This window comes from Celeribacter neptunius (assembly GCF_900113955.1).
GTDB classification, from domain to species: Bacteria; Pseudomonadota; Alphaproteobacteria; order Rhodobacterales; family Rhodobacteraceae; genus Celeribacter; species Celeribacter neptunius.
The window spans coordinates 494,241-511,285 of record NZ_FORH01000001.1; the positions used below are offsets into that span (position 1 = coordinate 494,241).

Sequence of the window (17,045 nt, forward strand, 5' to 3'; positions counted from 1 at the left end):
GCCTAGTCCTTTCCCAAAAGGGCCTTCACCGCGGCAACGATCACCGGGGGTTGCGGCACGGACACATCTTCAAGATGTTTCGGATAGGGGATTGGGACTTCTTCGGAGCAGACCCGTCCCACCGGCGCATCCAGATGCCAGAAGGCCTGTTCACCGATCCGTGCGGCAATCTCCGCCGAAAGCGACCCGCTGCGCCAACCTTCGTCGATGATGACGGCACGCCGGGTCCGCGCGAGAGACGCCATGATCGTCTCATCATCGAGCGGGCGTAGAACCCGCAGGTCGATGACCTCGGCCTCGATCCCGTCCCGGGCGAGTTCCGATGCGGCTTCAAGCGTTTTCCAGAGCGATCCGCCATAGGTGATCAGGCTGACATCCGTGCCCGTGCGCCGGATCGCCGCCTTGTCGATCTCCACAGCGCCGGCAGTCGCGGCCATCGTCCCGCTCATGTTGTAGAGCATGACATTCTCGAAAATTAGAACCGGATCCGGGTCTTCGAGCGCGGTCCAGAGCATGCCGCGCGCGTCCTCGAGCGTGGCGGGGGCCAGGATCCGCAGGCCGGGGATATGGGCATACCATCCTTCGAGCGAATGCGAATGCTGGGCGGCCAGTTGTTTGCCCGCTCCGGTGGCCAGACGGATCACCAGAGGTACGCCGAACTGGCCGCCGGACATATGCCGGATGGTGGCGGCGGTGTTCATGATCTGATCGAGCGCGAGCAGCGAGAAGTTCACCGTCATCAATTCCACGATCGGTCGCATGCCCGCGGCGGCGGCCCCGATCCCGGCGCCGGTGAACCCGGATTCCGAGAGTGGCGTGTCGCGGATGCGCGCCTCACCGAATTCGGCCATGAGGCCTTTTGAAACCGCATAGCAACCGCCATAGGCGCCCACATCCTCCCCCATCAGGAAGACACGATCATCGCGGCTCATGGCATCGCGAATGCCCTGTTTGACGGCTTCGCGGTAAGTTGTTTCGATGGTCTCCGATGCGGGGGCGGGCGGTGGCGGGGGGGCAGGGCGCTCTGTGCTCGTGACATGACGTGTCAGGGTTTCGAGCGGTTCCCATGGGCTGTTCTCGGCGAAGTCGACGGCCGCAGCGATCTCGTGATCCACGTCCTCCTCGATTTCGGCAACCTCCTCGGGGTGCAACAGGCCATTTCGGTTCAGCCAGTTCTGGAACCGCACGATCGGTCCTTTTTCGCGCCAGTGTTCCACCTCGTCCTTGTCGCGGTACAGTTGGGCATCAAACATGGAATGGGCGCGGAAGCGATAGGTCAGGCATTCGAGAAAGCGCGGTTCCCCGGTCTCGCGAATATCTGCTAGCACCAGCCGCGCGGCTGCCTCGACCGCCACCACATCCATGCCGTCGACCTGTGCGGCCTCGATGTCATAGGCGGCGGCCTTGGCATGAATATCCGTCTCGGCTTCGGTCCGGGTCAAGGCGGAGCCCATGGCGTAACCGTTGTTCTCGCACACGAACAACACCGGCAAAGACCACAGCCGGGCCAGGTTCATGGCCTCGTGGAATTCCCCCTCCGCGACGGCGCCCTCGCCAAAGAAACAGACGGTCACATTGGCCTCGTCGCGCATCTTATCGCGCAGGGCAAGCCCGACGGCCAAAGGCAGGCCGCCGCCGACGATGGCATTGCCGCCATAGAAATTTCGTTCGGCGTCAAAGAGATGCATGGAGCCGCCGCGCCCGCCCGAGATCCCGGTCGCCTTGCCGTACATCTCCGCCATCACGCGATCCATCGGCACGCCGCGCATCAGGGCGTGACCATGTTCGCGGTAGGTGGCGACGATGCGATCCTCCGGTCCCAGAACCGGGATGATCCCGGCGGCAATGGCCTCCTCACCGTCGTAGAGATGCAGGAAGCCACGGATCTTTTCCTGTGTGTAGAGTTCGGCGCATTTGTCCTCGAACCGGCGAATACGGATCATCGAGGACAGCAGCGCGCGGACATGTTCATGGGTCAGATGAGGTTTCTCGGCTTTCATCTCTCGTCACTCTCCAGCGTTGAAATATCTCCTTCGGGCAGGCCAAGTTCGCGGGCCTTGAGCAGGCGTCGCATGATCTTGCCCGACCGGGTTTTCGGCAGGGATGTGCGGAAGACCACTTCACGGGGTGCCACCGCCGGACCGAGCCTCTTGCGGGCGAGGCCACGGATGTCGCGTTCCAGCTCCTCGGAAGGTTCGAAGCCCGGGTTGAGCGCGACATAGGCCTTGACGATTTCGCCCGCGGTTTCGTCCGGAAGCCCGATCACGGCTGCCTCGACCACGGCGGGGTGTTCGATCAGGGCGCTCTCCACCTCGAACGGGCCGATCAGGTGGCCGGAGGATTTGATCAGGTCGTCGGCGCGGCCGACAAACCAGAAATAGCCTTCGGAATCCCGCATCGCGAGGTCTCCGGACAGATACCAGCCGGACACGAAACATTTCCTGTAGCGTTCCTCTTCGTGCAGATAGGCCCGCATCATCGAGGGCCAGCCCGGGCGCAGCGCAAGCTCGCCGATTTCGCCCGGCGCACAGAGGCGCAGCTCCGCCCCGTCCTCTCCGTCGCGTGCGACGATCCCGGCCTCGATCCCCGGCAAGGGCTTGCCCATCGAGCCGGGATGGATATCCATATCGGCGGTGTTGGCGATCATGATCCCCCCGGTCTCGGTCTGCCACCAATTGTCGTGGAAGGGACGCCCGAAGACCTCGTGACTCCAGATCACCGCTTCCGGGTTCAGCGGCTCGCCAACGGAGGCCATGAAACGCAGGCTGGAAAAATCATAGCGGGATGCAATCTCCGCCCCCGCGCGCATCATCATGCGGATCGCGGTCGGTGCGGTGTACCAGACCTCGATTTTCTCATCCTGCAAGAGACCGTACCAGCGTTCGAGATCGAAATCGGCCTCGTCGACGAGCATGCGCACGCGGTTCACCAAGGGCGAGATGATGCCGAAAGAGGTCCCGGTCACCCAGCCCGGATCGGCGGTACACCAGTACCGCGTGCCGGGGGTCAGTTCGAGCGCATAGCGCCCCGCCATGGCGTGCATCACGACGGCATTGTGGACATGGACCGCGCCCTTCGGCTTGCCGGTCGTGCCCGAGGTGAAATGGATCAGCGCCGGGTCTTCGGGGCGTGTCTGCACGGTTTCGAAGCGATCCGAGGCCTCGGTCATGGCAGGGCCGAGCGCCACGCATCCGTCCGGCGCGTCGTCACCGATGATCAGCACCAGTTTCAGCGAGGGCAATTCATCACGCCAGGCGGCGATCTTGCGACGATAGATCGTGGCGGTGGTGACGAGCGCATTGGCCTCGCCGATCTCCATCCGGGTGCGCAGCGGTTCGGGTCCGAAGGCTGAAAACAGTGGCGAAAACACCATCCCGGCCTTCAGCGTGCCCAGCGCCGCGACATAAAGCTCCGGCACCCGGTCGGCGAGACCGAAGACCCGGTCGCCGGCCGTGAGACCATGCGCGCGCAGGATATTGGCGAACCTCGCCGTTTCCGCGGTCAGATCGGCATAGGTCAAGCGCCGCGAGCGGCCATCCTTGCCGAACCAGAGCATGGCTTCCTCATTCCCATGTCCGGCCAGTACATGCCGGTCGAGGGCTTCATAGGCGATGTTCAGCCCGCCATCCTCAAACCCGTCGAGCTGGGCGCGGGCCTGAGCCCAATCGAAGCCGGCACGCAACTCCTCTGTCAGAGTGGCCTGTGCCTTCTCCGTCGCGGTCTTTTTAATCGTCGTCCAAGCCATCTCCTCTCCTCCCAGGTGATGTTTGCCAGGTGACGCTTGTCAAAGCCCCGTCATCAGGGCTTGAAGTGTGATCGGTCTTGGTTTCCTCCCAAGATAGCCTCCCTCACGCAGCCGAATCCCACTTCACAATGCCATTATACACCAAACCGGAGACAAACCGGCCAGCGCAGTTGCGGCCAACTGCCACGCTCACATTGCGCGGCATCAACCGGGAGTGCTTCGTTCTGTGCCAGACTTAGATACTTAGGAGGAAGCGGAGGCTGCAGCGTGCAGTTTGACGGCGGTGCAAGATGTCATGCGCGGGAGGGGGCCATGCCTTACGGTGACTGTCGCTTCAAAGACCGATCCGAAGCGGGGCGGTTCACTATCGCATTTGACTGCCGCCAGTTTCCGCTATGGGTCGCAAGCGGCAGCGTGCAGCTTGGGAAGGACGCAGCCCTTCGCGACAGCTGTAGAACCGCTCGAAGCTGACGTGGACATCCGTGTCTTTCGCATTCTCGCGGATCGGTTCGAATGCGAGTATACCTTGCGTCGCTGAACGCCACAAAGACGGAAGTATCGACCGGTCATGGCGCCGCCACGCGAGGGGGCCAAGTCCCTCCATCCGCACCAATGGCGCTTTGCGTGAGCGAAGGGGCCGATTTTGCCGAAGCTTACAGAAACATATGCATATGGCCGCCGTTTCGAAGAAGCGATGAGAGCGTCTGGTGCTCGGTCTCTCCCATCAGGTGCGCCAGATTGGCCTGGCCCACCGCCGTCGGTGGCTTGAAGCCGGTTTGGAGTGAACTGCGCCTCTCGCGCAATCGCCTCGGTCGATCTCATCGCGGTCGGCGAGAGGGGGGCGTTCAATTTGCGTCGCCAAGACCGGAGGGGCGTGGCAGGGCATCTGCGCGATGCCCTGTTGCGTGATGCCGTTCAGGCGATATCTGCCGCGAGCTGTCTTTTCTTTCCTTGCGTGCCCGGCCGTCTGGCCAGGCTGCGCCAGACCAGAAGGCAGAGCCCGCCAAGCAGGATCTCGAGGGCGAAGGCGCTGGCGATCTTGTCGCCCGGCCAGCCGTCGAGGGGCCAGGACACCGCGCGGCCAAAGGCAAAGGCCAGGAAGACGAGCGTTGCCAAGGCGGCGGACAGGCGGGCGAGGGCCGGTCGGAGCGCCCCCGCGAAGATCACCGCGCCCAGGGCCGCGAGATTGGCGCCGGGGGCGCGGAGTTCGCTGAGCCGGGCCGGATCGCTGCCGATGTCGAGCCCGTAGCCGGTGTAGAAGCCATGCGGCACGAAGGTGATGGCGAGGCCGATGCCGAGCGCGGTGAGGCCGGCGGCGCCGAGGGTCAGTTTTGCAAAAATGGACATGTGAGATTCCTTTCAGTCAGGTGGGTCAGCCAGACAGGGTCTATCTGGCGAGATCAGGCGGCGTCGGCCCAGGCGCCTGCGCGGGCGGCGGTATGTGCGAAAGTGGTGAAATCGCGCGGCGCGCGTCCGAGCGCGCGTTGCACCCCGTCGGCGAGCGAGGCATTGCGCCCGTCCAGCGTTTCGCGGGCAATCTCGGTCAGCACATCGGCGATCGTCTCGCCCTGTTCCTGCAAGATGGCGGCGTGGAACGCGTCGAAAGAGATCGGCACATAGGCGACCGGTCGTCCGCTGGCGCGCGCGAGGATATCCGCCATGTCAGCAAAGCGCATCAGGCGCGGCCCGGTGACCTCGTAAACTTCGCCGTCATGGCCCTTTTCGCTCAGCGCCGCCACGGCCACATCCGCGATATCGTCGACATCGACGATGGGCTCCTGGACGTCCCCGCCGGGCATCGGCAGGACCCCGGCCATGACCGGCGCATGGAGCGCGCCTTCGGAGAAGTTCTGGGCGAACCATGCGGCGCGAACGATGGTGAAGGGCAGCCCCGAGCTGCGCACGACCTCTTCCGCGCGCTGGGCGTGATATTCGCCGCGACCGGTCAGAAGCACGAGCTTCTCGACACCGGCTTCACGGGCCTTGGCCACGAAGGCGGCGACAGTCTCCACCGCGCCGGGAACCGCGATGTCCGGGTAGTAGGAGATATAGACGGCGCCGACGCCGTCGAGCACCGGTCCCCAGGTCTCCGGCGTTCCAGTCAAAGGGCAGGGCGGCCTGACGCGCGCCGCGGCGCAGTGGCAGCTCGCGGGCCTCGAGGCGGTTGGCGATCCGAAGACCGGTCTTGCCGGTCGCGCCGAGAACGAGAATGGGTTTGATGTGCATGATCTTTATCCTTGGGGTCGAGTGAAGTTTGCTTGGTCGCTGTCGTTGATGGCCCAAGATCCCCTGAATTGATTGGATGAACCATTCCCGGAAGTCTTTAGATCTTGCCTGATCGTCCTGAGTGTCTGGACGCAGCGTGAAATGAACGCCACTCTGTTCCCCATGACAGAGCCACATGTTCCAGACCCGTCCAAACTTGCCCAACCCATCGGAGATCCCTTGGGCGAGATTTTGCACCTGCTCAAACTGACCGGCACATTCTACTGCCAGTCCCGCATGACCGCGCCCTGGGGCATTGCCATCCCGGGCTTTCCCGAGGTGATGAACTTCATCGTCGTCATCGACGGGCGGGCCTCGCTCAAGATCGGGGAGGATGCGCCGTTCGAGATCGAGAAGGGGGATCTGATCCTGATGACCCATGGGGCGCCGGTCAGCCTGTTCAGCGGACCGGAGGCGCAGCTCATGCAACTCGAGGAACTGCCGATCCGCAAGGTGACCGAGCTTTACGAGACCCTGGAATTCGGCGGCGGCGGCACCGAGAGCAGCGTCATGTACGGTCTGGCGCGGCTCGATCACGCCTCGAGCCCGATGCTGATGGCGCTGCTGCCGGATGTGCTGAGAATCGATCCCTGGGACGAAGAGGCCGGAAGCTGGCTACAGGGCACGCTGAGGTTCATTGCCAGCGAGGCGCGCGAGCTGCGTCCCGGTGGCGAGACCGTGATCACGCGACTGGCCGACGTGGTGGTGATCGAGGCGATCAGGCGGTGGCTGCGCCGCGCCCCGGAGGCCAACCGTGGCTGGCTCAAGGCCGCTCGCGATCCGCAGATCGGGCGCGCCATCGTGGCGATCCACCGCGACCCTGCGGCGGATTGGTCGGTCGAAGGCCTGGCGCAGGTCGCCGGGCAATCGCGCTCCGCCTTTGCAGCGCGTTTCACCAGCCTCGTCGGAATCCCAGCCATGCAATATCTCGCCGAATGGCGGATGAATCTTGCCCGGCAAAGGCTGCGTGAAACGCGCCTGCCCATTGCCACGATCGCGGCCGATCTGGGCTACCAATCCGAACCGGCGTTCAACCGCGCCTTCAAACGGGTTTTCGGGACGACCCCGGGTCAGGCGCGGCGGAGCCAACAGGATATATCCGGATGACGGGTCACTATCACCACCACTATCACCACCGACATCACCTCCAATATCACCTCTGCCGCTTCGAAAGGCGCGCCGGCCTCTGAAACCGGCGTCGATTTCGCGCCTCTGCCGGTGGTCTCTGAGTGGCTGCGAGGCACGCCGCAGCGCGAGATCGCCCGAGCAGTCGCAGCATATCCCGGGGGATTGCCGGAATGCTCCGCGGGCAGGGCGGATTGGCCTTGCGCGATTGGGATTCTGCCCCTAGAAGAGCCACTGATTTACATGGTCGCCCTTGGGCGATCCGTTGAGACGTAAGACAAGACGTAAAAAGGACGCCCACGATGCAGGTCACCGAGACCCTGAACGAAGGTCTGAAGCGCGGCTATCAGATCACCATCACCGCCGCCGAGCTGGATGAGAAAGTCAACGCCAAGCTGAAAGAAGCCCAGCCGGAAGTCGAGATGAAGGGCTTCCGCAAAGGCAAGGTGCCGATGGCGCTCCTCAAGAAGCAATTCGGCCCGCGCGTGCTGGGCGAAGCCATGCAGGAAGCTGTCGATGGCGCGATGAACGATCACTTCGAGGCGACCGGCGACAAACCGGCGATGCAGCCCGATGTGAAAATGGATGCCGGCGAAGAGTGGAAAGAGGGCGACGATGTCGTCGTCACCATGACCTACGAAGCCCTGCCGCAGATCCCGGAAGCCGATCTCTCCACCGTGACGCTCGAGAAACTCGTCGTCAAAGCCGGTGCGGATGAGATCGAAGACGCGCTGAAGAACCTCGCTGCCACCGCGCAGAACTTCGAGGACAAGGACGGCGCCGCAGAAGATGGCGATCAGGTCGTGATCGACTTCCTCGGCAAGGTCGACGGCGAAGCTTTTGACGGCGGTGCCGCCGAAGATTACCCGCTGGTGCTGGGCTCCGGCTCCTTCATCCCGGGCTTCGAAGAGCAGCTCGTTGGTCTGAAAGCCGGTGACGAGAAAAACGTCGAAGTCAAATTCCCCGAGGAATACGGCGCCGAGAACCTCGCTGGCAAAGACGCTGTCTTTGAATGCAAGGTGAAAGAAGTCAAAGCCCCGGCCGAAGCCGCGATCGACGACGAGCTTGCCAAGAAATTCGGTGTCGAGGATCTCGCCACCCTGAAAACCCAGGTCACCGAGCGTCTCGAAGCCGAATATGCCGGTGCCGCCCGCGCCGTGATGAAGCGCGGTCTTCTCGACCAGCTCGACGCCGTGGTGTCCTTCGATCTGCCGCCGTCGCTGGTGGAAGCCGAAGCGAAACAGATCGCGCATCAGCTCTACCACGAGGAAAACCCGGACGATCACGGCCATGAGCATGGCGAGATCGAGACCACCGAAGAGCACACCACCCTGGCCGAGCGCCGCGTGCGCCTTGGGCTGCTGCTGGCCGACATCGGTCAGAAGCAGGAAATCCAGGTCACCGACGCCGAGTTTACCCAGGCTGTCATGACCCAGGCCCGCCAGTATCCGGGTCAGGAGCGTCAGTTCTTCGAATTCGTGCAGCAGAACCCGCAGATGCGTCAGCAGATCCAGGCGCCGCTGTTCGAAGATAAAGTCGTCGATTACATCGCCGAGAACGCTCAGCTGACCGAGAAAGAAGTCTCGAAAGAAGAGCTCGAAAAAGCCGTCGAAGCACTCGACGAAGAATAAGTCGGAGCGCCGACTGCGGGCCACTGGCGCCGCAGCTCGAACAGCACGCAGCCGACATCTCGCCAATGAGCGAGGGACAGAGGGCCGCTCCCGCCGGGGGCGGCCTTTCTTTTGTGCCGGGAAATTTATACCGGAATTTATGCCGGGATTTGTGTCAGGGATTTATGCGGTAATCAAAGCGGGGCGTGCCGGAAAGTCGAGTGAAACGTGCCTGTCGGCTTGGGCTTCGCACAGTGCCGCCTTCCCGTTTTTCTCACCATATTTTCTCTTTCGATGTAGGGCTTTATGGCGGTTTCAGTGGGAATTTCCCCGTTTCGTGCGCGCATCCGGCTGGTACTGAGGGACAGTTTTCACAGGAGGAAACTGTAATGATTAAGAAAATTTTGGCCGAAGGCATCGGGACCTTCTGGCTGGTGTTCGGGGGCTGTGGCAGTGCGATTTATGCCGCCGGTGTGCCGGATGTCGGGATTGGCTACCTCGGTGTGGCGCTGGCCTTCGGTCTGACGGTTTTGACCATGGCCTATGCGGTTGGTCATATTTCCGGCGGGCATTTCAATCCGGCTGTCACGCTCGGTCTGGTTGTCGCGGGACGCCACCCGGCGCGTGAACTGCCGGCTTACTGGGCGTCTCAGGTGGTGGGGGCGATCCTCGCGGGTGGCGCGCTCTACGTGATTGCGTCCGGCATGGATGGGTTTGCGGGGGCGGGCGGTTTTGCCTCCAACGGCTATGGTGAGCTGTCGCCGCAGGGCTATTCGATGGTTGCCGGCCTGATGATCGAGGTGATCCTGACCGCCGCTTTCCTGTTCATCATCCTTGGAGCAACCTCGACCGGCGCCCCGGCGGGGTTTGCCCCGATCGCAATCGGTCTGGGCCTGACGCTCATTCATCTGATCTCCATCCCGGTGACCAACACCTCAGTGAACCCGGCGCGTTCCACGGGTGTGGCTTTGTTTGCAGATACCGCAGCCTTGAGCCAGCTCTGGCTGTTCTGGGTTGCGCCGCTTATCGGTGCCGTGATCGGTGGCGTGCTGTGGCTTTTGCTGCGGACGACCGAGGACTGATCTGGTGCAGATCGAAAAGCAGAAGGCCGCCCCATCGGGGCGGCCTTTTCCATGTCGTGTGACGCCACAGAGGGATCAGGTCCTGAGCCCGGTTTCGTACAGCAGCCCCAACCGTTTCGCCTCGTAATAATAGCCTTTGGCATACCACATCATTGCGGCATCGATGTCGCCATCGGCGACGAGATAGGCACCCCGCAGATATTTGCCCGCATATTCAAGGTTCACATCCGGGTCCAGAAGCTCGCTCGCGGGGCCGCGATGGCCCATGGTGCGGGCGGTCTGGGGCAGGATCTGCAACAGCCCCCAATAGGGCCCGTTGCGCGCCGCCGGGTTGTGCGTGCTCTCGCGAATGGCCTGACGGTGCACCAGCTCGCGCGGGATCTGGTAATGGTCCGCCCATTTGTTGATCAGCGCTCGCAGCTCCGGCGTTTCATTGGGGAACAGCGGCGGGTTGTAGCCGCGCGAGACCTCGGGTTTGCGGCGGCCACAGGCGGCGAGCGCCAGCGGGGCGAGCAGAAAAAAACGGCGGGTGAACAAGGGCATGCCTCTCGATGATTTGCCTCAGATCAGCATGAAAGCGCGGGCGCGCCAAGGGGAAAGCGCGCCCGGCGGCGGGGTTGGCAAAGCTCAGCCGAGCCTGGACGACGCGCCTTAGCCGATCACCTTGTAGCCGCGGCCCTGCAGGCAGCGGATCACCACGTCGCGACGGGCGTCGCGCACCTCGTCCTGCGAGGACAGGGCGCCCACGAGCGCGCCGACGGCGGCGCCGCCCACGGCCCCTTCGAGCTCGTTTGAATTGTCGTCATCGACCGCGCCAAGCACGCCGCCGATCGCCGCACCGGCGAGCGCGCTTTGGGTGATCTCTTCGGATTTGTAGCTCTCGGCCAGGGATTTGCACTGCGCCAGATCGGCCTCGTAGCCGGCTGAGCTTTGGCTCGAGCTGCGGGGGCCGTCGAATGTATAGGGCGCGTCCATCGGACGGTCGCAGGCGGCCAGAAGGCCGAGAGAGGTGGCGGAGATCGCGAGGAATTTGTGAATTTGCATGGCTGTTCCTTTCTAGGTGATTCAAATTCTGAGCCGGGGAAATAGAGCGGGTATTGTTATGAATCAAGAAAAATGTTTTATGAAAATCATAAAAACATTTTCGAGTCGCGATGTGATGCGCATCGTGCTATCACCCTTCGGACCCGCCGGGTCCGGTCCTTTGAGGAGTCTCCAGATGCAAGGTTTTGCACGTTTCATGATTTTTGCCTGCGCCGCCGTGATGGGGCTCGCCTGTCTCGGGGTGAGCCTGTCGCTCCTGATGGGGGATGTCGGCCCGCTGTTCGATCTGATGGATCTGCCGGTCGATCTGCCGCGGCCGCCGCTGATGGTGCTCTCGGGGGCCTTTGGTCTCTTCGTGATCCTGGCGGCCGGGTTGCTCGCCGCGCTTTGGGCGCTCTACAAGCTGTTGAACGTCGCGGGGCGTGGCGATTTCCGCGCCCTGAGCAGCTATCTGTCGCGGGGCGGGCAGGGGCTCATCCTGTTCTGGTTCGGCTATGCCACGCTGAGCTATGCCTACCCGTTCGCCATGCTGTGGAACGTGCCGCGGGCGGACTGGCCCATGGTGGAATGGTTTCCGTTCAACCTCGATGCCGTGGCGCTGGTGATCGGCGTGGTGTTCCTCGCCCTGGCCGAGGCCTTCCGCAAGGCCGACGCGATCGAGCAGGAAAATCAGGCCTTCATCTAAAGGAGAGGCGCATGGCGATCGAAATCACCCTCGACATGATGCTGGTCAAGCGCAAGGTCACCTCGCGCGAACTGGCGCAGGCGATCGGCCTGTCGGAAACCAACCTGTCGCTGTTGAAATCCGGTAAGGTGAAAGGCGTGCGTTTTCAGTCGCTCGATGCGATGTGCAAATACCTCGACTGCCAGCCGGGCGATCTCCTGCGCTATGTGCCGGATGAGGGGGAGGCGTAGGTTCGTCTGTGCGGCGGAGATCTGCCCTCACTCCTCCATCAGACACTTCGTGAAGTCTCGGGTTCGGCGCTCGATCAGATCGAGATCACCAAGGCGGTCGCGGTCAAACCCAGTCGTCGCAAACAAGGGTTCTTCTTTAATAATTATTTTGCAGCTCGGATTTAGGGATTTTTCCGCAGATGAGCAGGCCAAGACTGCATCGACATTCTCCGGAGAAAGCGCTTTCGGCGTGATTGTATGGACATAGAATTCATCATGCGTAGTCGGACGGGGATCAGAATATTCTACTCCTCGCCAGCCTTGTAATAGGGTTTCTCCCGTGAACTCATAGCCTTCAGACGAATAGTAGGTTGTACCATTTTGGTTCGTAAGTAGCTCGCGTTTGCCCATTGGCATCCCTGCATAGAGCCCGAGCATAGAATAGACCGGATAATAATCCACAGCTCTGATGGCAACATTCAACTGATCTGGATGGACCGGCGCAAGGCGTTTGGGTTCTCCTGTGTCGATCAGGATTTGGAAACCCATATCCGGGTCCGTCTCCGTCGCTTTACCATCCACCACTTTCGGCCCGAAAATCCGACCGTTGCGCGGCCAGTGCAGGGTGATCCAACGCGGCGGCGCGATTATACCGTGGTGATGAAAGGTCGATACCTGCAGGTCACTGGTGACGATTTCTCCCACCCGGTAAGGGGAACAATCCAACTCTTCGGCGGTGAGGGGGCTGCTCAGGGTCATCGCAAGCCCGAAGAGTGCTCCGGCACGGTGCAGAGAGATTGGCGGTCGGTCGTTCGTAATCATGAAATCGCTCGTCTCAAAATGGGTCAGGCCTTTATGGCGTGAAATGCCGCCAAAGAAAAAGCCCCGTCCGAATGGCGGGGCTTTTCCAAGTCTGTCAAAGGCGAGAAGATTACTCTTCTTCGGCCTCGGTCGCCGGGGCTTCGGCGGCCAGCTCGTCGTCGTCGGAGGCGGCAGAGCCGATGTCGTCGAAGAGTTCGGAAATCTCGAACTCGGCCTGAGCTTCGGCTTCAGCGGCCAGCTCCTGGATCGACTTGCCTTCGGCTTGCAGCTCGGCTTCCTCGACGGAGCGGGCGACGTTCAGCACGATGGTGGCTTCGACTTCCGGGTGCAGGATGACGTGCAGCTCGTGCAGGCCGAGATCCTTGATCGGAGCTTTCAGAGCGACCTGCTTGCGGTCGACGGTGAAGCCGTTCTCGGTGGCGGCGTCTGCGGCGTCACGCGGGGTGACGGAGCCGTAGAGCGAGCCGGCGTCAGACGCGGAGCGAATCACGACGAACTGCTGACCGTCGAGTTTTTCGGCCAGAGCTTCGGCCTCTTTCTTCGACTCGAGGTTGCGGGCCTCGAGCTGGGCTTTCTGAGCTTCAAAAGCCTTGATGTTGGCGTCAGAAGCACGCAGCGCTTTTTCCTGCGGCAGCAGGAAGTTGCGGGCGTAGCCGTCTTTGACGGACACGACATCACCCATTTGGCCAAGCTTGGCCACGCGTTCGAGAAGGATAACTTCCATTGGATCTACTCCTTACTTCACAGCGTAGGGCAGCAGGGCGAGGAAACGGGCGCGTTTGATGGCGCGAGCCAGCTCACGCTGTTTCTTCGCAGAGACTGCGGTGATACGGGACGGAACGATTTTGCCGCGCTCGGAGATGTAGCGCTGCAGCAGACGGGTGTCTTTGTAATCGATCGCGGGAGCATTGTCGCCAGAGAAGGGGCAGACTTTGCGACGGCGGAAAAACGGTTTAGCGGCCATGGTTTAGGTCCTTTCCAAACAAGATCAGTTGCGACGCGGACGGCGGTCTTCGCGCTCGTCGCGTTTCTGCATCTGGACGGAGGGAAGCTCCTTGTGCTCGTCGACCTTGATGGTCAGGACGCGCATCACGTCGTCATGCAGGCGCATCAGGCGTTCCATTTCCTGCACGGCGTCAGACGGAGCGTCGGAGCGCAGGAAGGCGTAGTGGCCCTTGCGGTTCTTGTTGATCTTGTAGGCCATCGTTTTGACGCCCCAGTACTCGTGATCCACGAGTTTACCGCCGTTGTCGGCGAGGACGGTGCCAAAATGTTCGATGAGACCTTCGGCCTGCGCGTTGGACAGGTCCTGACGCGCAATGAAGACATGCTCGTAAAGCGGCATGGTGACTCCAGTTCATGTGCAAGCGCATTTCATAGGACGGGCAATGGACCCTTTCGCGGCCCGACCACGAGAGACTGCGCGGTTCATAAGTGTCTTGCGAAAGGATGCGCCTTTATACGCATTTCGGGCTTCGGTTCAAGCGCGAAATCCCGGCATTTTGCGATGCCTTATAATACCACGCAACTCGCATGCCTGGTGGACCTTGCGGGCCGGCCCGCGCGACACGGTTGGATCTGCGCTTTGGCCGGCACGGTGAGCAGGGCGTGGTACTGACGCTGCTCGAGGGGCGCGAGTTGGCTTTGCGCGGCTGGTGGCGCGATCTGACTCTCAATCTTCGCCCCGAGGACGATCCGGGGTTGAGCGGGCAGGCGCCTCACGCGCCGGGGTCTTTCGCGCGGTCGCCGAGCGGCGCGGCCTGAGACATTCCCCGTTTGCGCCGGGGCTGTGGACCGGTTTTGCGGATCTGTTTAGGGGGCTGGCTTTGAGGGGGCTTTCTGCTCGCCGGTTTTGCTGAGTCTCTGTTGCATGTTTTTTGCGAGACGCGGCAGGCGGCCGGATGCATTGCGGCCAAAACGCGGCCGGATCTGGGCCGAAAAGGTTAAATTTTTCCCGATTTCGTCGTTTAAAAGTCGTAAACATGTCCATTAAGGCTTTGATATTCATATAAATTGCATATTCCAGCATGTTAACCAATTCGCTTGCTTTTCCTATGGTCCAATCGCGCTTGGGCGTAGAATTGGAGCAAGGAAAAGGTGAGCGACATGTGGTCGATGGGATTGGGAAAACACTACGCACGGGCCGAGGACGGCGCGGTGACGGTCGATATGATCGGCCTCATCGCAGTCGCTGCGCTCGTCGCGATCGGTGCCGTCAGCTCCATCTCCAGCGGTGCGCTCGATTTCTCCGATGCCTTGTCCGAACATATCGCTGCCATCGAAGGCAGCAGCTTCTCCGACGCCATCCCGGATGATTTTAACGGCGCGGGCGACAGTGAGGTTGTCGGCAATCCGGGCAATGACGATGCGGTTGGCGAGGCCGGTGAGACGCCGGACGGCTCCGGCACCTGGGGCTCCGGCAGCACGGGCAAGAGCAGCTGACGCCGCTGATCCGTGTCGGGCCGAATTCGGACCAAGGCCAGTCCTTGCCAACACGTTTTCGCGCAGAGTGAACTGGTCTCTCTTCTTTCTGGCCTCATGTCTTCTTGTTGCTCTCATGTCTTTGCCGGACAGCGCGTTGCGGGACCGGGGTGCGCAGCGCAGTGTTTGCGCGTATGTGCCGTAGGAATATGTGCCGCAGGAAATCCACGGTCGGGCTTGCCGCGCGCCTGCCGGGCGTTTAGACCCGTCTGCAACATTGAGACAGAGTTTGGAGGGGCGAGCATGACGCGCGCATTCGTTTTCCCGGGGCAGGGCGCCCAGACCATTGGCATGGGCAAGACGCTCGCAGAGGCCTACCCGGCCTCGAAAGCGATTTTCGACGAGGTGGATGAGGCGCTTGGCGAAAGCCTGTCGGCGCTGATCTGGGAGGGCGATATCGAGACGCTCACCCTGACGCAGAATGCCCAGCCGGCCTTGATGGCCACCTCGCTGGCGGCGATGCGGGCGCTCGAGGCCGAAGGTTTCGCGGTGACCGATGCGGCCTTTGTTGCGGGTCACTCGCTTGGCGAATATTCGGCGCTGGCCGCCGCGGGCGCGATCTCCGTGGCCGATACGGCGCGTTTGCTGCGCACCCGTGGTCTGGCCATGCAGGCCGCCGTGCCGGTGGGTGTCGGCGCCATGGCGGCGCTTCTGGGGCTCGATTTTGCGACCGTGAAAGAGGTTGCCGAAGAGGCCGCACACGAAACGGGGGGCGGCAAGATCTGTCAGGCGGCCAATGACAATGACCCGGGCCAGGTGGTGGTTTCCGGCCATAAGGAAGCGGTCGAGCGCGCGGTCGAGATCGCCAAGGCGAAAGGTGCCAAACGCGCCGTGTTGCTGCCGGTCTCCGCCCCCTTCCATTGCGCGCTGATGGAGCCCGCCGCCGATGTCATGGCCGAGGCGCTCGACGATGTGGAAATCACCGAGCCTGCCGTGCCGCTGGTCGCCAATGTGCGGGCCGCCGCCGTCACCGACCCGACACTGATCCGGGCGCTGCTGGTCGATCAGGTCACGGGGTCTGTGCGCTGGCGCGAGAGCGTGACCTATATGGCGGGCGAAGGCGTCACCGAAATCTGGGAGATTGGCGCCGGCAAGGCGCTCTCGGGCATGGTGCGCCGGATCGAAAAATCCATCGCCTGCTCCGCCGTGGGCACCCCGGACGATATCGCGAAACTCAAGGGCTGAGACCCGCAGAACACAGGCCAGATCCGAAACGACTGGCTGCGAGGAGAATTACATGTTTGATCTGACTGGTAAAAACGCGCTGATCACCGGCGCATCCGGGGGTATCGGTGGCGAGATCGCCAAGGCGCTTCATGCTGCGGGGGCCACCGTTGGCCTGTCGGGCACCCGCGTCGAGCCCCTGGAAGCGCTGGCCGCCGAGCTTGGCGAGCGCGCCCATGTGCTGCCCTGCAACCTCTCGGACAAGGAGGCGGTCGAGGCGCTGCCGAAACAGGCGGCCGAGGCGATGGGCTCCGTCGATATTCTGGTGAACAACGCCGGCATCACCCGCGACAACCTGTTCATGCGCATGTCGGATGACGAATGGGACAGCGTTCTTAACGTCAATCTGACATCCACCATGAAGCTCTGCAAAGGCGTGCTGCGCGGTATGATGAAGGCGCGTTGGGGCCGGATCGTGAATATTTCCTCGATCGTCGGCGCCACTGGCAACCCCGGTCAGGGCAACTATGCCGCCGCGAAAGCCGGCATGGTCGGCATGTCCAAATCCCTGGCTTATGAGGTCGCGACCCGCGGCATCACCGTGAACTGCGTCGCCCCGGGGTTCATCGCCACGGCGATGACCGACAAGCTCACGGATGATCAGAAAGACAAGATCAACGCCCAGATCCCGGCCGCCCGTATGGGCACGCCGGAAGAGATCGCGGCGGCTGTCCTGTATCTGGCTTCGAATGAGGCGGGTTACACCACCGGCACCACCTTGCATGTCAATGGCGGCATGGCCATGCTCTGATC

19 protein-coding genes are annotated in these 17,045 nt (G+C 62.2%); 9 read left to right on the plus strand and 10 right to left on the minus strand.

All coding sequences use genetic code 11. The features are described from left to right. Window positions 1-2: 2 nt before the first annotated feature. The 4 genes from pdhA to BM151_RS02510 form a co-directional block, all read right to left on the minus strand. Window positions 3-2,000, minus strand: a complete 1,998-nt coding sequence (pdhA, locus tag BM151_RS02495; protein WP_090056765.1) for a pyruvate dehydrogenase (acetyl-transferring) E1 component subunit alpha — start codon at window positions 1,998-2,000, stop codon at window positions 3-5. After that, on the minus strand, window positions 1,997-3,745 hold the full coding sequence (gene acsA / locus BM151_RS02500) for an acetate--CoA ligase (protein WP_090056767.1): 1,749 nt from the start codon (window positions 3,743-3,745) through the stop codon (window positions 1,997-1,999). The genes pdhA and acsA overlap by 4 nt, the downstream gene beginning before the upstream one ends. A 915-nt stretch (window positions 3,746-4,660) precedes the next feature. Then, complete coding sequence (locus BM151_RS02505) at window positions 4,661-5,092, minus strand: DUF4345 domain-containing protein (protein WP_090056771.1); 432 nt, start codon at window positions 5,090-5,092, stop codon at window positions 4,661-4,663. 53 nt (window positions 5,093-5,145) lie between these two features. Beyond that, entirely contained in the window at window positions 5,146-5,850 is a 705-nt protein-coding gene (locus tag BM151_RS02510) for an NmrA family NAD(P)-binding protein (RefSeq protein ID WP_245781072.1), read from the minus strand. 340 nt (window positions 5,851-6,190) lie between these two features. Here BM151_RS02510 and BM151_RS02515 point away from each other — a divergent pair, with 340 nt between their 5' ends. The 3 genes from BM151_RS02515 to aqpZ all read left to right on the plus strand — a co-directional run bounded on the left by BM151_RS02515 (window position 6,191) and on the right by aqpZ (window position 9,827). Then, window positions 6,191-7,117: an AraC family transcriptional regulator gene (locus BM151_RS02515; protein WP_218151316.1), complete on the plus strand. Its 927-nt coding sequence runs from the start codon at window positions 6,191-6,193 to the stop codon at window positions 7,115-7,117. A 320-nt stretch (window positions 7,118-7,437) separates the two neighbouring features. Then, entirely contained in the window at window positions 7,438-8,766 is a 1,329-nt protein-coding gene (gene tig / locus BM151_RS02520; protein WP_090056779.1) for a trigger factor, read from the plus strand. 368 nt (window positions 8,767-9,134) lie between these two features. Further along, window positions 9,135-9,827, plus strand: a complete 693-nt coding sequence (aqpZ, locus tag BM151_RS02525) for an aquaporin Z (RefSeq protein WP_090056782.1) — start codon at window positions 9,135-9,137, stop codon at window positions 9,825-9,827. Window positions 9,828-9,902: 75 nt separating this feature from the next. Here aqpZ and BM151_RS02530 read toward each other — a convergent pair whose 3' ends face one another. Then, window positions 9,903-10,370, minus strand: coding sequence for a lytic transglycosylase domain-containing protein (locus tag BM151_RS02530; protein ID WP_090056785.1), 468 nt, complete (start codon window positions 10,368-10,370; stop codon window positions 9,903-9,905). Between the two features lie 108 nt (window positions 10,371-10,478). Next, window positions 10,479-10,871 (minus strand): glycine zipper 2TM domain-containing protein, encoded by a 393-nt coding sequence (locus BM151_RS02535; RefSeq protein ID WP_090056789.1) that lies wholly within the window; start codon window positions 10,869-10,871, stop codon window positions 10,479-10,481. 175 nt (window positions 10,872-11,046) lie between these two features. Here BM151_RS02535 and BM151_RS02540 point away from each other — a divergent pair, with 175 nt between their 5' ends. Next, window positions 11,047-11,556 carry a hypothetical protein gene (locus BM151_RS02540; RefSeq protein WP_090056792.1) on the plus strand — a complete coding sequence of 170 codons (510 nt, stop codon included), beginning with the start codon at window positions 11,047-11,049 and terminating at the stop codon, window positions 11,554-11,556. A gap of 11 nt (window positions 11,557-11,567) precedes the next feature. Beyond that, window positions 11,568-11,786: a helix-turn-helix domain-containing protein gene (locus BM151_RS02545; protein WP_090056796.1), complete on the plus strand. Its 219-nt coding sequence runs from the start codon at window positions 11,568-11,570 to the stop codon at window positions 11,784-11,786. Between the two features lie 27 nt (window positions 11,787-11,813). Here BM151_RS02545 and BM151_RS02550 read toward each other — a convergent pair whose 3' ends face one another. The 4 genes from BM151_RS02550 to rpsF form a co-directional block, all read right to left on the minus strand. Beyond that, complete coding sequence (locus BM151_RS02550) at window positions 11,814-12,587, minus strand: hypothetical protein (protein WP_090056800.1); 774 nt, start codon at window positions 12,585-12,587, stop codon at window positions 11,814-11,816. Window positions 12,588-12,696: 109 nt separating this feature from the next. Continuing rightward, window positions 12,697-13,311 (minus strand): 50S ribosomal protein L9, encoded by a 615-nt coding sequence (gene rplI / locus BM151_RS02555; RefSeq protein ID WP_090056803.1) that lies wholly within the window; start codon window positions 13,309-13,311, stop codon window positions 12,697-12,699. A 12-nt stretch (window positions 13,312-13,323) separates the two neighbouring features. Continuing rightward, window positions 13,324-13,551, minus strand: coding sequence for a 30S ribosomal protein S18 (gene rpsR / locus BM151_RS02560; protein WP_005852865.1), 228 nt, complete (start codon window positions 13,549-13,551; stop codon window positions 13,324-13,326). Window positions 13,552-13,575: 24 nt separating this feature from the next. Next, complete coding sequence (rpsF, locus tag BM151_RS02565; RefSeq protein ID WP_090056805.1) at window positions 13,576-13,932, minus strand: 30S ribosomal protein S6; 357 nt, start codon at window positions 13,930-13,932, stop codon at window positions 13,576-13,578. Between the two features lie 188 nt (window positions 13,933-14,120). Here rpsF and BM151_RS02570 point away from each other — a divergent pair, with 188 nt between their 5' ends. The 4 genes from BM151_RS02570 to fabG all read left to right on the plus strand — a co-directional run bounded on the left by BM151_RS02570 (window position 14,121) and on the right by fabG (window position 17,043). After that, complete coding sequence (locus BM151_RS02570) at window positions 14,121-14,351, plus strand: hypothetical protein (protein WP_143093021.1); 231 nt, start codon at window positions 14,121-14,123, stop codon at window positions 14,349-14,351. Window positions 14,352-14,693: 342 nt separating this feature from the next. Next, complete coding sequence (locus tag BM151_RS02575; protein ID WP_090056813.1) at window positions 14,694-15,029, plus strand: hypothetical protein; 336 nt, start codon at window positions 14,694-14,696, stop codon at window positions 15,027-15,029. Window positions 15,030-15,311: 282 nt separating this feature from the next. Continuing rightward, window positions 15,312-16,253 (plus strand): ACP S-malonyltransferase, encoded by a 942-nt coding sequence (fabD, locus tag BM151_RS02580; RefSeq protein ID WP_090056817.1) that lies wholly within the window; start codon window positions 15,312-15,314, stop codon window positions 16,251-16,253. Window positions 16,254-16,305: 52 nt separating this feature from the next. Continuing rightward, window positions 16,306-17,043, plus strand: coding sequence for a 3-oxoacyl-[acyl-carrier-protein] reductase (gene fabG, locus BM151_RS02585; RefSeq protein WP_090056821.1), 738 nt, complete (start codon window positions 16,306-16,308; stop codon window positions 17,041-17,043). Window positions 17,044-17,045: the final 2 nt, after the last annotated feature.

Excerpts from the sequence above, each read along its gene's own strand:
- pdhA (WP_090056765.1), bottom strand. The coding sequence starts at position 2,000 with ATGAAAGCCGAGAAACCTCATCTGACCCATGAACATGTCCGCGCGCTG.
- acsA (WP_090056767.1), bottom strand. The coding sequence starts at position 3,745 with ATGGCTTGGACGACGATTAAAAAGACCGCGACGGAGAAGGCACAGGCC.
- BM151_RS02505 (WP_090056771.1), bottom strand. The coding sequence starts at position 5,092 with ATGTCCATTTTTGCAAAACTGACCCTCGGCGCCGCCGGCCTCACCGCG.
- tig (WP_090056779.1), top strand. The coding sequence starts at position 7,438 with ATGCAGGTCACCGAGACCCTGAACGAAGGTCTGAAGCGCGGCTATCAG.
- aqpZ (WP_090056782.1), top strand. The coding sequence starts at position 9,135 with ATGATTAAGAAAATTTTGGCCGAAGGCATCGGGACCTTCTGGCTGGTG.
- BM151_RS02530 (WP_090056785.1), bottom strand. The coding sequence starts at position 10,370 with ATGCCCTTGTTCACCCGCCGTTTTTTTCTGCTCGCCCCGCTGGCGCTC.
- BM151_RS02535 (WP_090056789.1), bottom strand. The coding sequence starts at position 10,871 with ATGCAAATTCACAAATTCCTCGCGATCTCCGCCACCTCTCTCGGCCTT.
- BM151_RS02540 (WP_090056792.1), top strand. The coding sequence starts at position 11,047 with ATGCAAGGTTTTGCACGTTTCATGATTTTTGCCTGCGCCGCCGTGATG.
- BM151_RS02545 (WP_090056796.1), top strand. The coding sequence starts at position 11,568 with ATGGCGATCGAAATCACCCTCGACATGATGCTGGTCAAGCGCAAGGTC.
- BM151_RS02550 (WP_090056800.1), bottom strand. The coding sequence starts at position 12,587 with ATGATTACGAACGACCGACCGCCAATCTCTCTGCACCGTGCCGGAGCA.
- rplI (WP_090056803.1), bottom strand. The coding sequence starts at position 13,311 with ATGGAAGTTATCCTTCTCGAACGCGTGGCCAAGCTTGGCCAAATGGGT.
- rpsR (WP_005852865.1), bottom strand. The coding sequence starts at position 13,551 with ATGGCCGCTAAACCGTTTTTCCGCCGTCGCAAAGTCTGCCCCTTCTCT.
- rpsF (WP_090056805.1), bottom strand. The coding sequence starts at position 13,932 with ATGCCGCTTTACGAGCATGTCTTCATTGCGCGTCAGGACCTGTCCAAC.
- BM151_RS02570 (WP_143093021.1), top strand. The coding sequence starts at position 14,121 with ATGCCTGGTGGACCTTGCGGGCCGGCCCGCGCGACACGGTTGGATCTG.
- BM151_RS02575 (WP_090056813.1), top strand. The coding sequence starts at position 14,694 with ATGTGGTCGATGGGATTGGGAAAACACTACGCACGGGCCGAGGACGGC.
- fabD (WP_090056817.1), top strand. The coding sequence starts at position 15,312 with ATGACGCGCGCATTCGTTTTCCCGGGGCAGGGCGCCCAGACCATTGGC.
- fabG (WP_090056821.1), top strand. The coding sequence starts at position 16,306 with ATGTTTGATCTGACTGGTAAAAACGCGCTGATCACCGGCGCATCCGGG.